Genomic DNA, 16,675 nt, shown 5'->3' with positions numbered 1-16,675 from the left:
AGGGCGTAGCCCGAGTGGGGGTCGCCAACACACGGATGGTCTTTTCTGTCAGGGGTTGGAGCGTGCCTTGCGCGCCTGGCTTTGGGCCAGACGATAGCTCTCTCCGTTCATCTCGAGTATGGAGACGTGGTGGGTAAGCCGGTCGAGGAGCGCGCCTGTCAGGCGCTCGGAGCCGAACGTTTCGGTCCACTCGTCGAACGGCAAGTTGCTGGTGATCAGCGTCGAGCCGCGCTCGTAACGCTGCGAGATCAGCTCGAACAGCAGTTCCGCGCCGGTTTTCGAGAGCGGCACGAACCCCAGTTCATCGATGATGAGGAGCTTGTATCCGGCCATTTGCTTGTGGAGGCGCAGAAGGCGGCGTTCGTCGCGTGCCTCCATCATCGCGCTGACCAGCGCGGACGCGGTGGTGAAGCCGACCGTCAGGCCCTTCTGGCAGGCGGCAAGGCCGAGGCCGATCGCCACATGGGTCTTGCCGGTTCCCGAGGGACCAAGGGCTATGACGTTCTCGCGGCGGTTGATCCAGTCGCAGCGTGCCAGTTCCAGCACCTGCATCTTGTTGAGCTTGGGGATCGCGGCAAAGTCGAAGCTGTCGAGGCTCTTGGCGGCCGGGAACTTCGCAGCCTTGATCCGGCGCTCGACCATCCGGCGTTCCCGGTCGATCAGCTCCAGTTCGACAAGCCGGGCAAGGTAGCGGACGTGATCTGCGCCCTCGGCCGCGCATCGCCGGGCCAGCTTGTCATGCTCGCGCAGGAAGGTTGGTAGCTTGAGCGTCTTGAGGTGGCTGGCCAGTAACAGCTCGGGGGACGGACTGCTCATGCCGCATCCTTCGCATCGCCCGAGAGCAACTGCATGTAGGAGCGCGCCGATGTCGTCTCCACCCTGGCTCTGGGCAGATAGGGATAGATCGCCATGTCCAATCGGGGTGGTCGGCGCTCCACCCGGCACAGCAGGAGATGCTTCACGGCATCAAAGCCGATCGCCCCGATATCGAGAGCCTGCTTTACGGCCGCATGCAGATCGGCAAGCGTGAAGCTCTCCAGCAGACGCAGCACCTGCACATACTCGCGCCGACCATGCTTGCCCATACGAGCTTCCATGAGGCGGCGCAGCGTTGCAAACGCTTCGGGCAGGTGCCAGCCTTGCAGGGGCGCTGCCTGATCGAGCGCATTGATCTTCTGTTCGATCAGGGGAAGGTAATGGATGGGATCGAAGATCACGTCCTCGCGCTCGTAGCTGCGCACATGACGGGCAATGACCTCGCCCCGGCAGCCGATCACCACCTCGCCGACATAGCCCCGGATCCATACCTCCTGATGGCCGAAGCGCACCGGCACCGAGTAATCATTGGTCCGGTAACGCACCAGCGCCTGCGACGAGACCTGGCCGCTGGTCTGGTCACAAGCCTCGAACGGGGCAGCCGGCAGTTCCTGCATCGCCGCCAGATCGCGCTTCAGCCTCTCGCCGATCGTCTCGCTCTCGCCCCGCAGCCGGTCGTTCTGACGCTTGCGGCATTGCTCCTCGAGCCACAGGTTGAACGCCTCCCACGTCGCGAACCGGGGGATCGGCACCATGAAGTTGCGGCGAGCATAACCGACCAGCCCTTCAACACTGCCTTTGTCGTTCCCCCTGCCGGGACGGCCGTAACGATCGCGGATCAGGTAATGCGACAGGAAGCCGCTGAACAGCCGGGCGCGCTGCCTCGTGCCGTCGGGCAGGATCTTCGAGACCAGGCAGCGGTCGTTATCGTAGACGATCGACAGCGGCACCGCGCCGAAAAACGCGAAGGCGTGCACGTGGCCGTCCATCCATGCCTCGGCAACGGCAGCGGGATAGGCGCGCACGTAGCAGGCGTCGCTGTGCGGTAGATCGAGCACGAAGAAATGCGCCTTCTGCACAACACCGCCGATCTCGACCATGGCCTCACCAAAATCTGCCTGGGCATGGCCGGGCGCATGCGCCAGCGGCACGAACATCTCCCGGCTGCGCTGCTCGCGCTGTCGGATGTAATCCTTGATGATCGTGTAGCCGCCGGTGAAACCGTGCTCTTCGCGAAGGCGGTCAAATACCCGCTTCGCCGTATGACGCTGCTTGCGCGGAACCTGACGGTCACCATCAAGCCATGCATCGATGATCGGAACGAACGCTTCCAGCTTGGGCCGCCGCACCGCCGCCGTCCGGCGGTAACCGGGGGGCTCCGAATACGACAGCATCTTGCGGACCGTGTCGCGCGATACGTTGAAATGCTTCGCCGCCTCACGCTGGCTCATGCCGCCCGCGCAAGCAAGACGCACCTTCAGGTAAAGATCCACGGTATATATCTCCACGCCCTCCCTGCTCGCGCAAAGAAGGCAAAGTGGACGACTTTTACGCCGCCCGCAGCAGCACTTCGCCGCCGCCACCGTGGTCTAATTTTGCACCGCCGTTCTCACGTTTGCGTGGCTGACTTGATCCTTCACGTGCGTGGCGTATGTGCGCTCACAGAATAATGACCTATGCCAATATATAATATAGCATGGGTCATTATAGCGAATCGAAAAAGAGAGTCCAGCGGTAGAGGCCTGCTGGGCAGATGAGGTCGGTTACTGAAATTGAATAGCGGCGAAGCTTGTTGGCTGAAGGGAATGGCTTTGGTTCGCTTGCCAATTTGGTTTGGGCTATCGTGAAGCGCTTTAGGAAAGCGGGATCGTCTGAGCTTGGTCGCCCGCTTGCGGGTTCGGCGCTCTTTCGGGGCATTGCGGATCTCCGCGCTGGGCACCGAACGCCATTCTTCTAGCTCGAGACGAGTTACGGCAAAGCGGGTCCGCAGTCTCAGGGGGCGTTGCGGGGTCTCCTGCAGAAGGGGGTGTGCCGGCAACGCCAGTGCCGGTCAGGGCGAAGGCTTGCCCTCCTTGCAGACCTATCACGTCGTAAGGGCGGGAATACGCCAGAGCGGAAACACACAAAGCCGCCGATCAGCAAATATATTTTTCGCCGGGCAACCGAAAATCCTGGATCAAGCCGGAAACGCATCCATCAGAATGAATGTCGCATCCTGCCGCTGATGGGCATTAATGAGCAGCACCAGGCGCGTGAAATGCTCCCTCCGGCAATGAGCGTCCAGCGCCGCCCGATCCGGCCATTCCTCGCTGAAGATGAAGTGTCCGGGGTCTTTCTGGTCAATGAACAGGTCATGGGCGATGCAATGCTCTTCCTGTCGGGTTTTCTCGACCAGTTCGCGGTAGAGCGGCAGGACGATCTCGACCGCTTCCGGCTTGATGAAATCCTGGGCGATGACCTTGAGCATGAGACCGTATCTTTCTGGGAATTCGGCATTGCCGCTTTCCCTATTATGTTGCTGTTCAAGGGTGGATCACTGCGACTCCAGCGGCAACGAAGGCGCTATCGTCTCGTGTGGCGACCGCAAATCCGTGAACGGTGGCGATGGCCGCGATGTAGCCATTCGGTGTCGGAAAGCCCTTGCCAGCTTTGCGGGCGCTCACGGCAAGGTCGGCATAATGACGGGCGGCAGAAGTATCGAAGGGAAGGATTCTGCCGTCGAACAGGTCGAGCATCCCGTCGAGCGTGGCCGCGAGCTTTTGCTTGCGCCGTCCGTCCGGCAGGACTGCGATGCCGAACAACAGTTCGGCGACGGTGATGCTGGAGAGATAGAGGGTCTCGGCGGCCTGCTCGTCGAGCCAGTCGCGCACGGCGGGAGCCGGTTCCGGTTTCATCGCCTCGGAAACGACATTGGTGTCGAGAACGATCATTTAAAGCTCATGGGCTTGGCAGGCGTCCGATCGCGGCCCTGTTCCAGCGCCTCGAAATCGGCATTGGTCAGCCCGGCATCGCGGCTCAAGGCCGAGAGGGCCGAGCCGATGCGAAGACGGTTCGCGGGACGAACCGCCGCTTCAAGAATGTCGCGCATTTCGGCTTCGGCGCTGCGCCCATGATGGGCGGCGCGCACCTTGAGGGCGCGGTGTGTCTCGTCGGACAAGTTGCGAATGGTGACGGCGGGCATCTGATAGCGCCTCGTAAAAGGTGATGGCTATGCTATCAATATAGTTGAATTGCCATCATTTGCAAGGTGCGCTCGCCATCGCGCGTGTGCGTGGAACATCACGCATGGGGACCAAGTGGCAGCACTGGTCAAGCCGCCTCTGCCCACCTGAACCCAGATTGCTCGCTAATTTGTAGGGGCATGGAGGGCTATGGAGTAGATATAGTTCTCATCCGGGTCCCGCATGGCCCGCTGTCCTGCGCGCATTTCCGATGCGAAATCATCCGGATCGCGGGGATCGAAGGCCAATATCCAAATGGCATTCAGGAGAAGCGCTGCTTATGGTGGAACGGCGGGCACCATAAGCTTCCGTTATTCTCGCTCACCGGAAACATATTGGAGGGCATAGCGTCGGCGGGCTAGGACTGTGCCAAAGGCGGGAGGATGACATTGGCTGAGCGGCAGGATTACGACCTTTTCATCGGCGGGCAGTGGGTGCCGCCGGAAACGAACGAGCGCTTTCCGACCGTCAATCCGTTCGACCAGAATGTCTGGGCGACAATCTCGCAAGCCGGTCCGTCCGACGTCGCCGCCGCCGTCGCCGCCGCCCGGGAGGCCTTCGAACGGCGCTGGCGCGGGGTGCCGGGGGTGGAGCGCGCCCGGCTGATGCACCGCCTGGCCGACCTGATCGAGCGCGACGCCGACCGGCTGGCCAGGCTGGAGTCCACCGACAATGGCAAGGTGATACGCGAAACCCGATCGCAGATGCGCTTCTGCGCGCGGGTCTTCCGCTTCTTCGCGGGCTATGCCGACAAGATATTCGGCAAGGTCATTCCCGTCGACCGGTCCGACATCTTCGACTATGCGACGATGGAGCCGCTGGGGGTGATCGGCGTCATCACGGCATGGAATTCCCCCATCGCGCTGCTGGCGAACAAGGTGCCGGCGGCTCTGGCGGCGGGCAATACGGTGGTGGTGAAGCCGTCCGAGCATGCGTCCGTCACCACGCTGGAATTCGCGCGGCTGGTGGAGGAGGCGGGATTCCCCAAGGGCGTGTTCAACGTCGTCACGGGAGACGCGCGTACCGGAAGGGCGCTGGTGGAAGGCGGCGGGCTGGACAAGATCAGCTTTACCGGCAGCAGCCATGGCGGGCGGGAAATCGCCGCCGCCGCTGGGCGCAACCTGACGCCCGTGATCCTCGAACTGGGCGGGAAATCGCCCAACATCATCTTCGAGGATGCGGACCTGGGCAAGGCGACCGTGGGCGCGCTGGCGGGCATTTTCGCGGCGACGGGGCAGACCTGCATCGCCGGGTCGCGCCTGCTGGTCCAGCGGTCGGTCCATGACGGCGTGGTGGAGGAACTGGCGCGCCGGGCGGCGAATATCCGGCTGGGCGATCCGCTCGATCCCGCGACGGAGATGGGCACGGCGGCCAACCGGCCGCAGTTCGATCGCATCCTGTCGTTCATCGAGTCCGCGAAGGCGGACGGCGCGCGGCTGATCACCGGGGGCGAAGCGGCGCGCGACGGCATTTTGCGCGACGGGCTGTTCGTCAAGCCCACCATCTTCGCGGACGTCGACAACCGCATGCGCGTTGCGCAGGAGGAGATTTTCGGGCCCGTGCTCTCCATCATCCCCTTCGATACGGAGGAGGAGGCGATCGCCATCGCCAACGACCAGAGCTTCGGCCTGGCGTCGGGCATCTGGACGCAGAGCCTGAACCGCATGCACCGCGTTTCCGCCGCACTCCGCACCGGCATGGTGTGGGTCAACACCTATCGCGCCGTGGCCGTGCAGACGCCCTTTGGCGGGGTGAAGGACAGCGGCTTCGGCCGCGAGCGCGGCGAAGAGGGGTTGAAGGAATTCCTGACCACGAAGAATGTGATGATCAACCTGTCCGAAAGCGAGCGGGACCCGTTCCAGGTGCAGACCTGAACGGCAGAAGAGGATGAGCCGATGTGCGATCAATGCCCCAAGGCGCCGGATGGCTGGATCGGCTGGCTGGACCTGCCGGCAAGCAGGCCGGTCCAGCCAGCCGGTCCCTGGGTCGACCTGACCCATGATGTCGGCCCGGACATGCCCTGCGCGTCGATCTTTCCGAGGCCCAGCTTCGGCAGGCTGCGTTCGCTGCCCCAGGACCCGTTCAACGTCACCGACATCCACATGGTCGCGCATGCCGGGACGCATGTCGACGCGCCGCTGCATTATTTCGAGGACGCGCCAGACATGGCGTCGATCCCGCCGGAGCGGCTGAGCGGCGAAGGCGTCGTCTGGCGCATCGAAAAGGGGCCGGACCAGATCATCTCCGTCGCGGAGCTTGAGCAATGCCGCCCGCTCCTGCAGGCGGGCGACATATTGGCGGTGGACACCGGCTGGGCCGCCCGCTTCGGCACGCCGGACTATGAACGGCATCCGAGCTTCAGCCCCGAAGCCGCCACATGGCTGCTGGAAAAGCGCATCAAGATGCTGGCCTGCGACTTCGCGACGCCCGACCTTGTCTATCATCTTCGGCAACCCGGTTTCGACTGGCCGGTCCACCGCACGCTGCTCGCCAACGGCATATTGATCTGCGAGCATTTGACCGGGCACGCCGCCTTCGTCGGGGATCGGGTCGAGTTCCTGTTCGGCGCCCTGCCCATCGCCGGAGGCGACGGTTCGCCAGCGCGGGTGCTGGCCCGCAGGATCGCCCGAGCCGGTGTATAGCGGGGACCGGTATCTGGCCGACGCGCTTGCGGCCTGCGGCGCGACTCATTTCTTCCATGTCCCGCTGCTGCTGCCCGGGGCGGTCAAGGCGATGCAGGCTGCCGGGGTCCTGCCCGTCGTCGCCCATGGCGAGAAGGCGGCCGCCTATATGGCGGACGGCTATGCGCGGGCTTCGGGCCGGATCGGCCTGTGCGGGGCGCAGCAGATCGGCGCGGCCAATCTGGCCGCCGGATTGCTGGACGCGTTGATGGCGCGATCCCCGGTGCTGGCGCTGACCGGCGGCAGCACCGCCGCCACCCGCGACCGCAACCAATATCAGGAGGTCGACCAGCAGCCCATTTTCGCCGGGCTGACCAAGATGACGTCGCGCATCGACCTGGTCTCGCGCCTGCCCGACATGCTGGGCCAGGCCATGCGGGTGGCGACCGGCGGCGCGCCCGGCCCGGTCCATCTGGAACTGGCGGGCTTCACCGGCGCAGTGCTGAACGATCCGATGGACCCTGCGCCCCTGCCCGATCCGGCCTTCGCTTCATGCCCCGCGGTCCGCCATGCCGCGCCCGCCGCCGACGTCCGCCGCGCCGCCGACCTGCTGCGCCATGCCATGCGTCCCGTCGTCATCGCCGGATCGGGCATCCGCGCGAGCGGCGCGCAGGAAGCGCTGGCGGCCTTTGTGCGGCGGCACGGGCTGCCCCTCGCCACCTCGCTCGACGCCAAGGCGGTGTTGCGGGAAAGCGATCCGCTCTCGCTCGGCGTCTGCGGCATCTATTCGCGGGAAGCCGCCAACCGGGCGGTGAGCGAGGCCGATCTGGTCCTTTTCGTGGGGACCATGGCGGGCAGCATGACGACCACCGGCTGGAAGGTGCCCCAACCCGGCATCGCCGCGATCCAGATCGACGTGGACGCCCGCGAACTGGGCCGCAACTATCCGTTGCAGGCCGCGCTTTGCGGCGATCCGAAAACCATATTGGAACAATTTTCCGCTGCGCTGACGGACATGCCGGTACGGCGGGACTGGCTGCGGCATGTGGAAGAATTGCGCGCGGACTGGACGCAGGCGGCGGCGCCGGCCGAAATGTCGGACGCCCTGCCGATCCGTCCCGAACGCTTGTGCCGCACCCTGTCGGAAGAACTGCCGGAAGGCGCGCTTCTGGTGGTCGACACCGGCCATGCCGCCGCCTGGGCGGCGCGCCACATCTATCTCGACCGGCGCGGGCAGGGCCTGCTGCGCGCCGCCGGATCGCTCGGCTGGTCCTATCCCGCCTCGCTCGGCGCCAAATGCGCGCAGCCCGACCGGCCCGTCCTGTGCTTCACCGGCGATGGCGGGTTCCTGTACCATATGAGTGAAATGGAGACGGCGCGGCGTTACGGCATCAACACCGTCACGATCGTCTCCAACAATAACGGCCTCAGCCAGGAAAAGCCAGTCTGGGCCGACAATACCGACCATGATCATCACTGGCGCTTCTCCCCGGTCGACTATGCCGCCGCCGCGCGCGCGTTCGGCTGCAAATCCTGTCGGATCGAGCGGCCGGGCGAGTTGGGCTCCGCGCTGCGATCCGCCATCAAGGAGGATGCGCCGGTCATCGTGGAGGTCATGACCGACATATTGGCGCTGCATCCGCCCGCCTGGACGCCCTCCGATCCGGCCCGGTTCTATTAGGTGGATTGGCTGCGTTCCGAAGAGGCTGGATGACTGATTTTCGGGTGGAATCAGGACATTCCCCCTCCCGTAGGCGGGAGGGGGCTAGGGGGTGGGCTGGCGCGGCATCTGCGCTGTTTTGCAACGGCTAAGTCAGAAGCTCGCTGCGCTCGCGCCCACCCCTAACCCCTCCCGTTTACGGGAGGGGAATGTCTTGGATTAGCCAATAGCGGTCATTTCGGTCTGTCCTGCTCCGCGCGCGGCACATGGCCGCTCATGGCCGATCCGGCATCCGGGGCGAAGCGCCGGTTCACGAAGAAAGCCGACAGCGAGATCAGGGCCACGGCGACCAGCGCGGCGGCAAAATCCTCCCGGTGGGGCGTGGCCGATCCGCGGACGGCCATGCTCGCCTGGATCGCGACGGAGGCGGTGCAGATGCCCAGCGACAGCAGCAATTGCTGGAATGTGGAATAGAGGCTGGACGCACGGCTGATCCGCGCCGCCTCCACGCCTTCATAAGCCACCGTGTTGTAGACCGAGAACTGAAAGGACATGAAAAAGCCCGCCAGCGTCAGGACCGCCATCATCAGCGGCACCGGCCAGTCCGCCCGGAACGCCGCCGCCAGCCCGTAGCAGAGCGACGACAGCAGGCCGTTCACGATCAGGCTGCGCCGGAAGCCCAGACGGCGCAGCACCGGGGAAACGATGGCCTTCGACACCAGCGATCCCACCGCCGTGGCGAGCATGATCGCCCCGCTCACCGCCGCGCTGAAGCCGAATCCCACCTGGAACATCAGCGGCAGCAGGAAGGGCTGCGCGCCCTGGGTGATGCGGGTCAGCGATCCGCCGATCAGCGACAGGCGGAAGGACCGGTCGCGCAGCACGGTGAGGTCCAGCAGCGGATCGGGCCGGCGCGCCGCATGGCGGACATAGGTTCCGGCCATGACGCCCGCGACGGCGAGCAGCAGCAAGGCCTGCCCCAGCCGTCCGGGCTGGCTCGCGCTTTCGCACCCGAGCAGCAGGGTACCGAGGCCGGCGGCGCAGATCAGGAAGCCCGGAATGTCTGCGCGTCCGGGCGCATCGGCGCGGCCATTGTCGATATGGAGGGAAATGGCGGCGATCCCCGCCAGCCCGACCGGCAGGTTGACGTAGAATATCCAGCGCCAGTCCAGATGGGTGACGATCAGCCCGCCTATGGGCGGCCCCAGCATCGGGCCCAGCAGCGCGGGCGTCACCAGCCAGGCGGTCGCTGAAACCAGATCCTGCCTGCGCGTGACCCGCAGCAGGGCGATCCGCCCCACCGGGGTCATCATCGCCCCGCCCGCGCCCTGCACGAAGCGGGCCATGCCCATCTGGGCTGCCGATGTCGAAAAGGCGCAGAGCAGCGAGCCCGCCATGAAGACCAGTATCGCCGCCCGCAATACCGACCGCGCGCCGAACCGGTCGGCCAGCCGGCCGCTCAGCGGGATGAAGGCCGCCACCGCCAGCAGATAGGCGGTCAGGACCAGACCGAGGGCATTGACCGGCTCCCGGAAGTCCCGCGCGATGGTGGGCAGCGCGGTGGTCAGCACGGTCGCGTCGATCTGCTCCATGATCATGGTGCTGGCGACGATCAGCGCGACGACGCGGTAATTGCCCCGGCTGGAACGATCTGCGGATGGAGCGGCCGTGCAGCCGCCGCTCATGCCCCCTGCGATGCCATGAGGCCGTCTTCCGGGAGGCAGAGGGGCGCCCGCATCACGGCTTCGGGCTGGTGGACGGGGGTATCGATCCCCTCCATCCGCGCCTTGATCTGAAGGGCGAGATGCAGCGAGTGGAAGCGCGACTGGGCCAGATTGCCGCCATGGAACCACAGCCCCTCCTGCCGGGTCGGCTTCCACATGTTGCGAAGCTCCCCCTCCCATGGACCGGGGTCCATGGCCGTGCCCGATCCCAGGCCCCAGCAGCGGCCCACCTTTTCAGCGACATCCCGGGAGATCAGCATCTCGGCCCAGCCGTCCATCGGGCCGTAGCCGGTCGCGTAGATGATCGCGTCGGCCGCCACCTCGCTGCCGTCGGTCAGCACCAGGCCGCCGGGGGCGATGGAGGCGACGCCGACGCCGCTCCGCACCCTGACCTCTCCGTCGCAGATCAGGTCGGAGCCGCCGACATCGATATAATAGCCCGAGGCGCGGCGCATATATTTGCCCGCTATGGCCGTCCCGTCCTCCCCGAAATCGAACTGGAAGCCGGATGCCGCCAGCCGTTCGTAGAAGGCCGCGTCCTCCCGGCATATGCGGTCGCAATTATGGCGGTCCATCGCTTCCTTCAGGCGGAAGGGCGTGGATGCGGTGATCAGGTCGGCCCGGTCGGTATCGATCCCTGCCGCGATCCCCTTCTCCGAATAGGGGCCTTCTTCGGAAATGCGGCGCAGCGCGCTCGCCTTGATGACGGTGGTGGGCGACCGCTGGATCATCGTGACCTTCGCGTCGTTCGACCAGAGGTCGACGCAAATGTCGTGCGCGGAGTTGTTGGAACCCACGACCACGCAGGCCTTGCCGGCAAAGGCCGCGCCATCCGCATATTGGCTGCTATGGCACTGCACCCCGCGAAAGCTGTCCGCGCCGGGGAAGACGGGCATGTTGGCGATGCCCGACAATCCGGTGGCCAGCACCAGCTGCGCCGGGCGCAGGACCATTTCCCGCCCCGCCCGGTCGACCGTCACCGTCCAGCGTTTCGCGGCTTCGTCATAATGCGCGCTGGTGCAGCGGGTGGAGCCCCAGAAGTCCAGTTCCAGCACCCGGGCATACATTTCCAGCCAGTCGCCCATCTTGTCCTTGGCGGTATAGACCGGCCAATGGTCCGGGAAGGGGATATAGGGCAGATGGTCGATCCAGACCGGATCGTGCAGGTAGAGCGACTTGTAGCGGCTGCGCCAGGCATCGCCCGGCTTTTCCAGCGCGTCGACGATGAGGGTCGGGACGCCGAGCCGCTTCAGCCGCGCGCCCAGCGCCAGCCCGCCCTGGCTGCCGCCGACGACCAGGCAATAGGGCTGCACCTCCGTCCCCAGCGTCCGGGCGGTCGCGGCCCGCGCCTCCGACCAGGTTTCCCGGTCCTTGATGGCGCGATGGACGACGCCCTCCGGCCGGCGACGCCCGCCCGGCTCCTCAAAGCCCTTGAGTTCCTGCAGGGCGGTGAGCAGGGTGAAGCACCGGCCGTCCTTCAGCCGGACATGGCCCTTGCCCCGGCCCGTGCCGGTCTCGAAATCGAACCAGCCTTCGATCAGCCCGTCCCTTTCGGCGGCGGCGCCTTCCGGGCGCGCGGTGAAGGGGAGGACGGCATCGGCCTGCGCGTCCAGCATTTTACCGATGGCCTCGCGCCCCTCCATCGTCGCGATGTTCCAGGTGAAGGCGACCAGATCGCGCCAATAGCATTCGTCGGGCGCGAAAAGAGCAAGGACGGCGCCTGTGTCGCGGGCAGCCAGCGCGGCCTGAAATCCGTCGAGCCAGTGTTCCAGCGCCCGGTCATGCTGTCCGCTCTTCACCTTCTGCTCCTCTTCCGCCCGCGCACGGCGGCCCCTCAACCTGCCATCTTCGGTGGCAAAATCCCATCGGCGGAAAAAATAAGTATTCTGGCGCGAGTATAACCAAAGGTGATCGGACAGGGCGTCATGCCCTATTCTATGTTCTTGTGAGAGAGCGGCGGGAAGGCATCCCCCGCTGCGACAATAGCGCCGGCAGGGACAGGACGACGGAATTGGCGATGACATCCGAAGAAAAGATCATGCTGACCCAGCTCCTGCTCGCCAATGCGACGGACTATTGGTATGAGGTGGACGTCAATGGCGGTCTGGACACCCGCGACTATTATCTGGAGGACGCCACCTTCTTCAACCTGAAGGGGCGTGAGGCGATCCATCAGTTCTACGTCTGGCGGCAGAGCCGGGGGCCGCGCGTCAACCGCCATGTCATCGCGAATTTCCGCGCCGAGCTGATCGAGCCCGGATTGGCGCGCACGAACAATGTCATGATGCTCTTCGCCGGGGACGGGACGCCGGTGCTGCCCTCCCACGCGCCGATCCAGATCGCGGAGCAGATCGACCATCTGCTGCTGTGCGAGGATGGCCGCTGGCGTTTCCGCACGCGGGAATTCGTCAACCTGTTCAAGAGCGACACGCCGACCACCGTGCCGCCGCGTGCGTGGTATGAGAAATGGAGTCCCGGCAGCCTGAAGGATTGATGCGAGAGTGCGGGTGCGGGCGGAATGCGGGCGAAGGACGGTCAGTGAAGCGCGAACAATGTTTCATCGCGGGTGAATGGGTCGGCAATGGGGAGTGGATCGCGGTCGACAATCCGGCGACGGGCGGGATCATCGGCCGCGTTCCGGCGCTGGGGCGGGAGGAGAGCCGGCGGGGGATAGGGGCGGCGGCCGTGGCCATGCCCGCCTGGGCGGCGCGCCCGGCCGGCGAAAGGGCCGCGATCCTGCAACGCATCGCCGCCCTGATGCTGGAGCGCGCCGACGATCTTGCCGCCCTGCTGACCGAGGAGCAGGGCAAGCCGCTGGCGGAGGCGAAGGGCGAGATCGCCTATGCCGCGTCCTTCTTCCAATGGTTCGGGGAGGAAGCGAAGCGCGCCTATGGCGACATCATTCCCGGTCCCATGCCGGACAGGCGCATCATGGTGCTGAAGCAGCCGGTGGGCGTCGTGGCCGCGATCACCCCCTGGAACTTCCCCGCCGCCATGGTCGCGCGCAAACTGGCCCCGGCGCTTGCGGCTGGTTGCGGGGTGGTGCTCAAGCCTTCGGAACTCACGCCCTTCACCGCATTGGCGATAGCGCAGATCGCTGACGAGGCGGGCGTGCCGCGGGGGCTTCTCAACGTCGTGACCGGCGACGCGCGGGAGATCGGGGCCGAACTGACGGGCAATCCCGTCGTCCGCAAGATCAGCTTCACCGGATCGACGGCGGTCGGGCGGCTGCTGATGGAGCAGGCGTCCCGCAGCATCAAGAAACTCAGCCTGGAACTGGGCGGAAACGCGCCCTTCATCGTCTTCGACGACGCCGATCTGGATGCAGCCGTCACGGGCGCGATCCAGTCCAAATATCGCAATGCAGGACAGACCTGCGTCTGCGCCAACCGCTTCTATGTCCAGGCGGGCGTCTATGACGCCTTTGCCGGGAAGCTGGCCGCCGCCACCGCGAAACTGCGGGTCGGCGAAGGGACCCGCACCGGCGTGGACATCGGTCCCCTGATCGACGAACGGGCCGTCGCGAAGGTCCAGCGGCACGTTGACGATGCCGTGGCGAAGGGCGCGCGGATCGTGCTGGGCGGCGGCCCCGCCCCCGACGGCCCGCGCTTCTTCACCCCGACGATCCTGCGCGACGTGAAGCCGGGCATGCAGGTGCTGGAGGAGGAGACCTTCGGCCCCCTGGCGCCGCTGGTGAAGTTCGATGACGACGCCGAAGCCATCGCCCTTGCCAATGACAGCGAATTCGGACTGGCCGCCTATTTCTACGCGCGCGACGTCAACCGCATCTGGCGCGCGGCGGAAGGCATCGAATCCGGCATTGTCGGCATCAACACCGGCCTCATTTCGACCGAAGTGGCGCCCTTTGGCGGCGTCAAGCAATCGGGCATCGGCCGGGAGGGGTCGCGTTACGGGCTGGATGATTATCTGGAGCTGAAATATCTCTGCCTGTCTCTCGCTTGAACCGGGGCCGCATTTGTGAGAGACAGGTTTGTGACCGGTACCAAATCGCTTTCGGGGCCAGGGCCCCGCGCAATTGACAGGAGAAGATGATGTCCAGTCATTCGACCATGTTGGACAGGAACGATATGCTGACATGCACGCCGGTCCATCCCCATTTCGCCGCGCGGGCGGAGGGGATCGACCTGCGCCGGCCGCTGACGGAGGAGCAGAAGGCGGCGGTCAAGGGCGCGATGGACCGTTATGGCGTGGTCGTCTTCCCCAACCAGATGATGAGCGACGACGAACAGGCCGCCTTCGCCGAACAGTTCGGCACCATCGAGGAGACGCCGACGCTGGTCGACCAGGAACGGCGCCGCATCGCCAATATGAAGATCAACGACATCTCCAATCTGGGCCCGGACGGCCGGATCTGGGGCGCGGACGACCGGCGGCGCATGTATAATCTGGGCAATCTGCTGTGGCACAGCGACAGCAGCTTCAAGCCGACGCCGGCCTATTGGTCGATGCTCCAGGCCCGCGTCATCCCGCCGGTCGGCGGCGCCACCGAATATATCGACACCCGCGTCGCATGGGACCATCTGCCGGACGAACTCAAGGCCATTGCAAAGGACCTGATCGCCTGTCATTCGCTGATCTATTCCCGCGAGCAGATGGGTTTCGACGCATTCAGCCCGGAGGAGGTCGAACGGTGCACGCCGGTGCCGCAACGGCTGGTGCGGCTGCACAGGGAATCCGGGCGGCTTGCCCTCTACCTCTCCGCCCATATCGGCGCCATCGAGGGCTGGCCCCGTCCCGAAGCCATGGCGCTGATCCGGGAACTCACCGAATTCGCGACCCAGCGCCCGTTCGTCTATGCGCATCAATGGGCGGTCGGGGACCTCGTCATCTGGGACAATCGCTGCACCATGCATCGCGGCACGCGCTATGACGACAAGAAATATCCGCGCGACATGCGCCGGGTGACGCTGGAGGACAGCGCCCCCACTTTGGAACAGCCGATCTGATAGAGCCGATCTGGCAGGGCATGCGCCCGGAAGGAAGACAGAATGACCGTTGGAACGGTAAGCGAGGCCATTGTCGCCCGCCTCGCGGAAAAGGGCGTGCGCTTCATCTTCGGCGTGCCGGGGGGCGAGTGCAATCTGGACTTCATCGCCGCGGCGGAGAAGCAGGGCATGCGCTTCATCCTGACGCGGACGGAGACGTCGGCGGCGATGATGGCCTGCGTCACCGCCGAAATCACCGGAGCGCCCGGCGTGGCGATGACGACGCGGGGGCCGGGCCTTGCCGCCGCCGCCAATGGCGTCGCCTATTCCGATCTGGATCGTGCCGCGATGCTGCTGATCGCGGACGGCTATGAAGACGACCAGGCCTATATCAGCCATCAGCGGATCGACCAGACGGCGATATTGGCGCCGATGCTGCGCGCTTCCTCCAATCTGCGGAACGGCGATCCCATGGCGGAGGTCGACCGGCTGATCGACGCCGCCATGGGCAATCCGCCGGGCCCGGCCTATCTGGAGGTCGCCGGTTCCTTCATCCGCCGCCGGGCCGAAGCGGCGCCCGCCCCCCTTTCCGCGCCCCGCCTTCCCGCAGCCCGCCTTCCCGCGCCGGGCCCATCCGCGCTGGCGGAGGCGAAGAGGCTGGTCGCCGCGGCCCGCCGTCCCATCCTGCTGGCGGGGCTTCAGGCGCGGTCTCCGGATGGAACCGCCGCCTTGCGCGCCTTTGTCGCGGCGACCGGCTGTCCCGTCCTCACCACCTACAAGGCGAAGGGGGTGGTGTCGGAAAATGCGCCGCTCGGGTTGGGCCTCTACGCCAATGGCGTGCCCGAACAGCCGTTGATCAGGTCGGCCGACCTCATCATCCTCTACGGCTTCGATCCGGTCGAGGGACCGCCGCAGCCCTGGCGCTATGGCGCTGTTCCGACGGTCGAACTCACCAACCACGCCTATGAGCATCCGCTGTTCGCGCCGACCGCATCCGTGGTGGGCGACATAGCCGCTTCCATCGCCGCCCTGCACGATGCGACGGACAGCAGCGGGTGGGAGCCCGGAGAGCTGGCGCGGCGCAAGGAAGCATTATGGGCGGCGGCGCAGATTTTCGGCGGCAGCGGCATTTCCCCGGCGGCGCTGGTCCGCGCGGCGCGTCAGGCGGTGCCGGGGGACAGCCGCATCACCATCGACGCGGGCGCGCATATGCTGCCGGTGCTGCATATGTGGCGGTGCGACGAACCCAACCAGTCCCTGATCTCGCGAGGGCTTTCGACCATGGGCTTCGCCATTCCCGCGGCCATCGCCGCCAGCCTGGCCGATCCGGGCCGCACCACCGTGGCCTTCACGGGGGACGGCGGCGCGATGATGTGCCTGGGCGAACTGGGCACCGCCGTGCAGAGCGGCGCGAAGCCTGTCGTCGTCCTGTTCAACGACTCCTGCCTGACATTGATCGGGGCCAAGCAGCGGCGGCGGCAACTGGCTCCGGCGGGGGTGGATTTTTCCCACACCGATTTTGCGCAGGTGGCCGCCGGTTTCGGCTGGCACGCCCGCCGGGTCGATGAGGAAGGCGGACTGGCCGGAGCCTTCGCCGATGCTCTGGCGAGCGGGCGTCCGGCGCTGATCGACGTGACGATCGATCCGGCGACCTATGACGATCAGATTCTGGCTATTCGGGGGTAGG

The 16,675-nt window shown here is 65.8% G+C and carries 14 protein-coding genes; 7 read left to right on the top strand and 7 right to left on the bottom strand.

What is annotated here, in order from left to right:
* Positions 1-48 precede the first annotated feature (48 nt).
* The 5 genes from istB to LDB29_RS22640 all read right to left on the bottom strand — a co-directional run bounded on the left by istB (position 49) and on the right by LDB29_RS22640 (position 3,997).
* Positions 49-816 (bottom strand): IS21-like element helper ATPase IstB, encoded by a 768-nt coding sequence (gene istB, locus LDB29_RS22660; protein ID WP_054944222.1) that lies wholly within the window; start codon positions 814-816, stop codon positions 49-51.
* Positions 813-2,267, bottom strand: a complete 1,455-nt coding sequence (gene istA / locus LDB29_RS22655; protein WP_218036328.1) for an IS21 family transposase — start codon at positions 2,265-2,267, stop codon at positions 813-815. The genes istB and istA overlap by 4 nt, the downstream gene beginning before the upstream one ends.
* A gap of 725 nt (positions 2,268-2,992) precedes the next feature.
* Positions 2,993-3,283: a putative quinol monooxygenase gene (locus LDB29_RS22650; RefSeq protein ID WP_257541697.1), complete on the bottom strand. Its 291-nt coding sequence runs from the start codon at positions 3,281-3,283 to the stop codon at positions 2,993-2,995.
* Between the two features lie 55 nt (positions 3,284-3,338).
* The gene (locus tag LDB29_RS22645) at positions 3,339-3,746 is read right to left on the bottom strand and encodes a type II toxin-antitoxin system VapC family toxin (protein WP_257541695.1); all 408 of its coding nucleotides are present in this window, start codon (positions 3,744-3,746) and stop codon (positions 3,339-3,341) included.
* The gene (locus tag LDB29_RS22640; RefSeq protein ID WP_257541693.1) at positions 3,743-3,997 is read right to left on the bottom strand and encodes a plasmid stabilization protein; all 255 of its coding nucleotides are present in this window, start codon (positions 3,995-3,997) and stop codon (positions 3,743-3,745) included. Before LDB29_RS22640 ends, LDB29_RS22645 begins: the two co-directional genes overlap by 4 nt.
* Before the next feature lie 423 nt (positions 3,998-4,420).
* On the opposite strand from LDB29_RS22640, the gene LDB29_RS22635 reads away from it, so the two are divergent.
* Genes LDB29_RS22635 through LDB29_RS22625 form a run of 3 tightly spaced genes read left to right on the top strand, consistent with a single transcriptional unit; the run spans position 4,421 to position 8,339 of the window.
* Positions 4,421-5,911: an aldehyde dehydrogenase gene (locus LDB29_RS22635; protein ID WP_257557997.1), complete on the top strand. Its 1,491-nt coding sequence runs from the start codon at positions 4,421-4,423 to the stop codon at positions 5,909-5,911.
* Between the two features lie 21 nt (positions 5,912-5,932).
* A complete protein-coding gene (locus LDB29_RS22630) occupies positions 5,933-6,679 on the top strand; it encodes a cyclase family protein (protein WP_257557995.1) in 747 nt (248 codons plus the stop codon).
* A complete protein-coding gene (locus tag LDB29_RS22625) occupies positions 6,672-8,339 on the top strand; it encodes a thiamine pyrophosphate-binding protein (protein ID WP_257557993.1) in 1,668 nt (555 codons plus the stop codon). The genes LDB29_RS22630 and LDB29_RS22625 overlap by 8 nt, the downstream gene beginning before the upstream one ends.
* Before the next feature lie 212 nt (positions 8,340-8,551).
* On the opposite strand, the gene LDB29_RS22620 is transcribed toward LDB29_RS22625, so the two are convergent.
* Both LDB29_RS22620 and LDB29_RS22615 read right to left on the bottom strand, forming a co-directional pair.
* Complete coding sequence (locus LDB29_RS22620) at positions 8,552-10,003, bottom strand: MFS transporter (protein WP_025551962.1); 1,452 nt, start codon at positions 10,001-10,003, stop codon at positions 8,552-8,554.
* A complete protein-coding gene (locus LDB29_RS22615; protein WP_257557990.1) occupies positions 10,000-11,880 on the bottom strand; it encodes an NAD(P)/FAD-dependent oxidoreductase in 1,881 nt (626 codons plus the stop codon). The genes LDB29_RS22620 and LDB29_RS22615 overlap by 4 nt, the downstream gene beginning before the upstream one ends.
* A 179-nt stretch (positions 11,881-12,059) precedes the next feature.
* Between LDB29_RS22615 and LDB29_RS22610 the strand changes: the two genes are divergently transcribed.
* From LDB29_RS22610 to LDB29_RS22595, 4 genes are all read left to right on the top strand, one after another.
* A complete protein-coding gene (locus LDB29_RS22610; RefSeq protein WP_025551965.1) occupies positions 12,060-12,536 on the top strand; it encodes a hypothetical protein in 477 nt (158 codons plus the stop codon).
* Positions 12,536-14,005 carry an NAD-dependent succinate-semialdehyde dehydrogenase gene (locus LDB29_RS22605; RefSeq protein ID WP_257557987.1) on the top strand — a complete coding sequence of 490 codons (1,470 nt, stop codon included), beginning with the start codon at positions 12,536-12,538 and terminating at the stop codon, positions 14,003-14,005. Before LDB29_RS22610 ends, LDB29_RS22605 begins: the two co-directional genes overlap by 1 nt.
* Before the next feature lie 89 nt (positions 14,006-14,094).
* Positions 14,095-15,009: a TauD/TfdA family dioxygenase gene (locus tag LDB29_RS22600; protein WP_207212580.1), complete on the top strand. Its 915-nt coding sequence runs from the start codon at positions 14,095-14,097 to the stop codon at positions 15,007-15,009.
* Between the two features lie 42 nt (positions 15,010-15,051).
* Positions 15,052-16,674 (top strand): thiamine pyrophosphate-binding protein, encoded by a 1,623-nt coding sequence (locus LDB29_RS22595; protein WP_257557982.1) that lies wholly within the window; start codon positions 15,052-15,054, stop codon positions 16,672-16,674.
* Position 16,675 lies beyond the last annotated feature (1 nt).

It is taken from the genome of Sphingobium sp. CFD-2, assembly GCF_024611135.1.
GTDB lineage: Bacteria > Pseudomonadota > Alphaproteobacteria > Sphingomonadales > Sphingomonadaceae > Sphingobium > Sphingobium fuliginis.
This window is presented reverse-complemented; position numbering and strand designations above follow the sequence as displayed.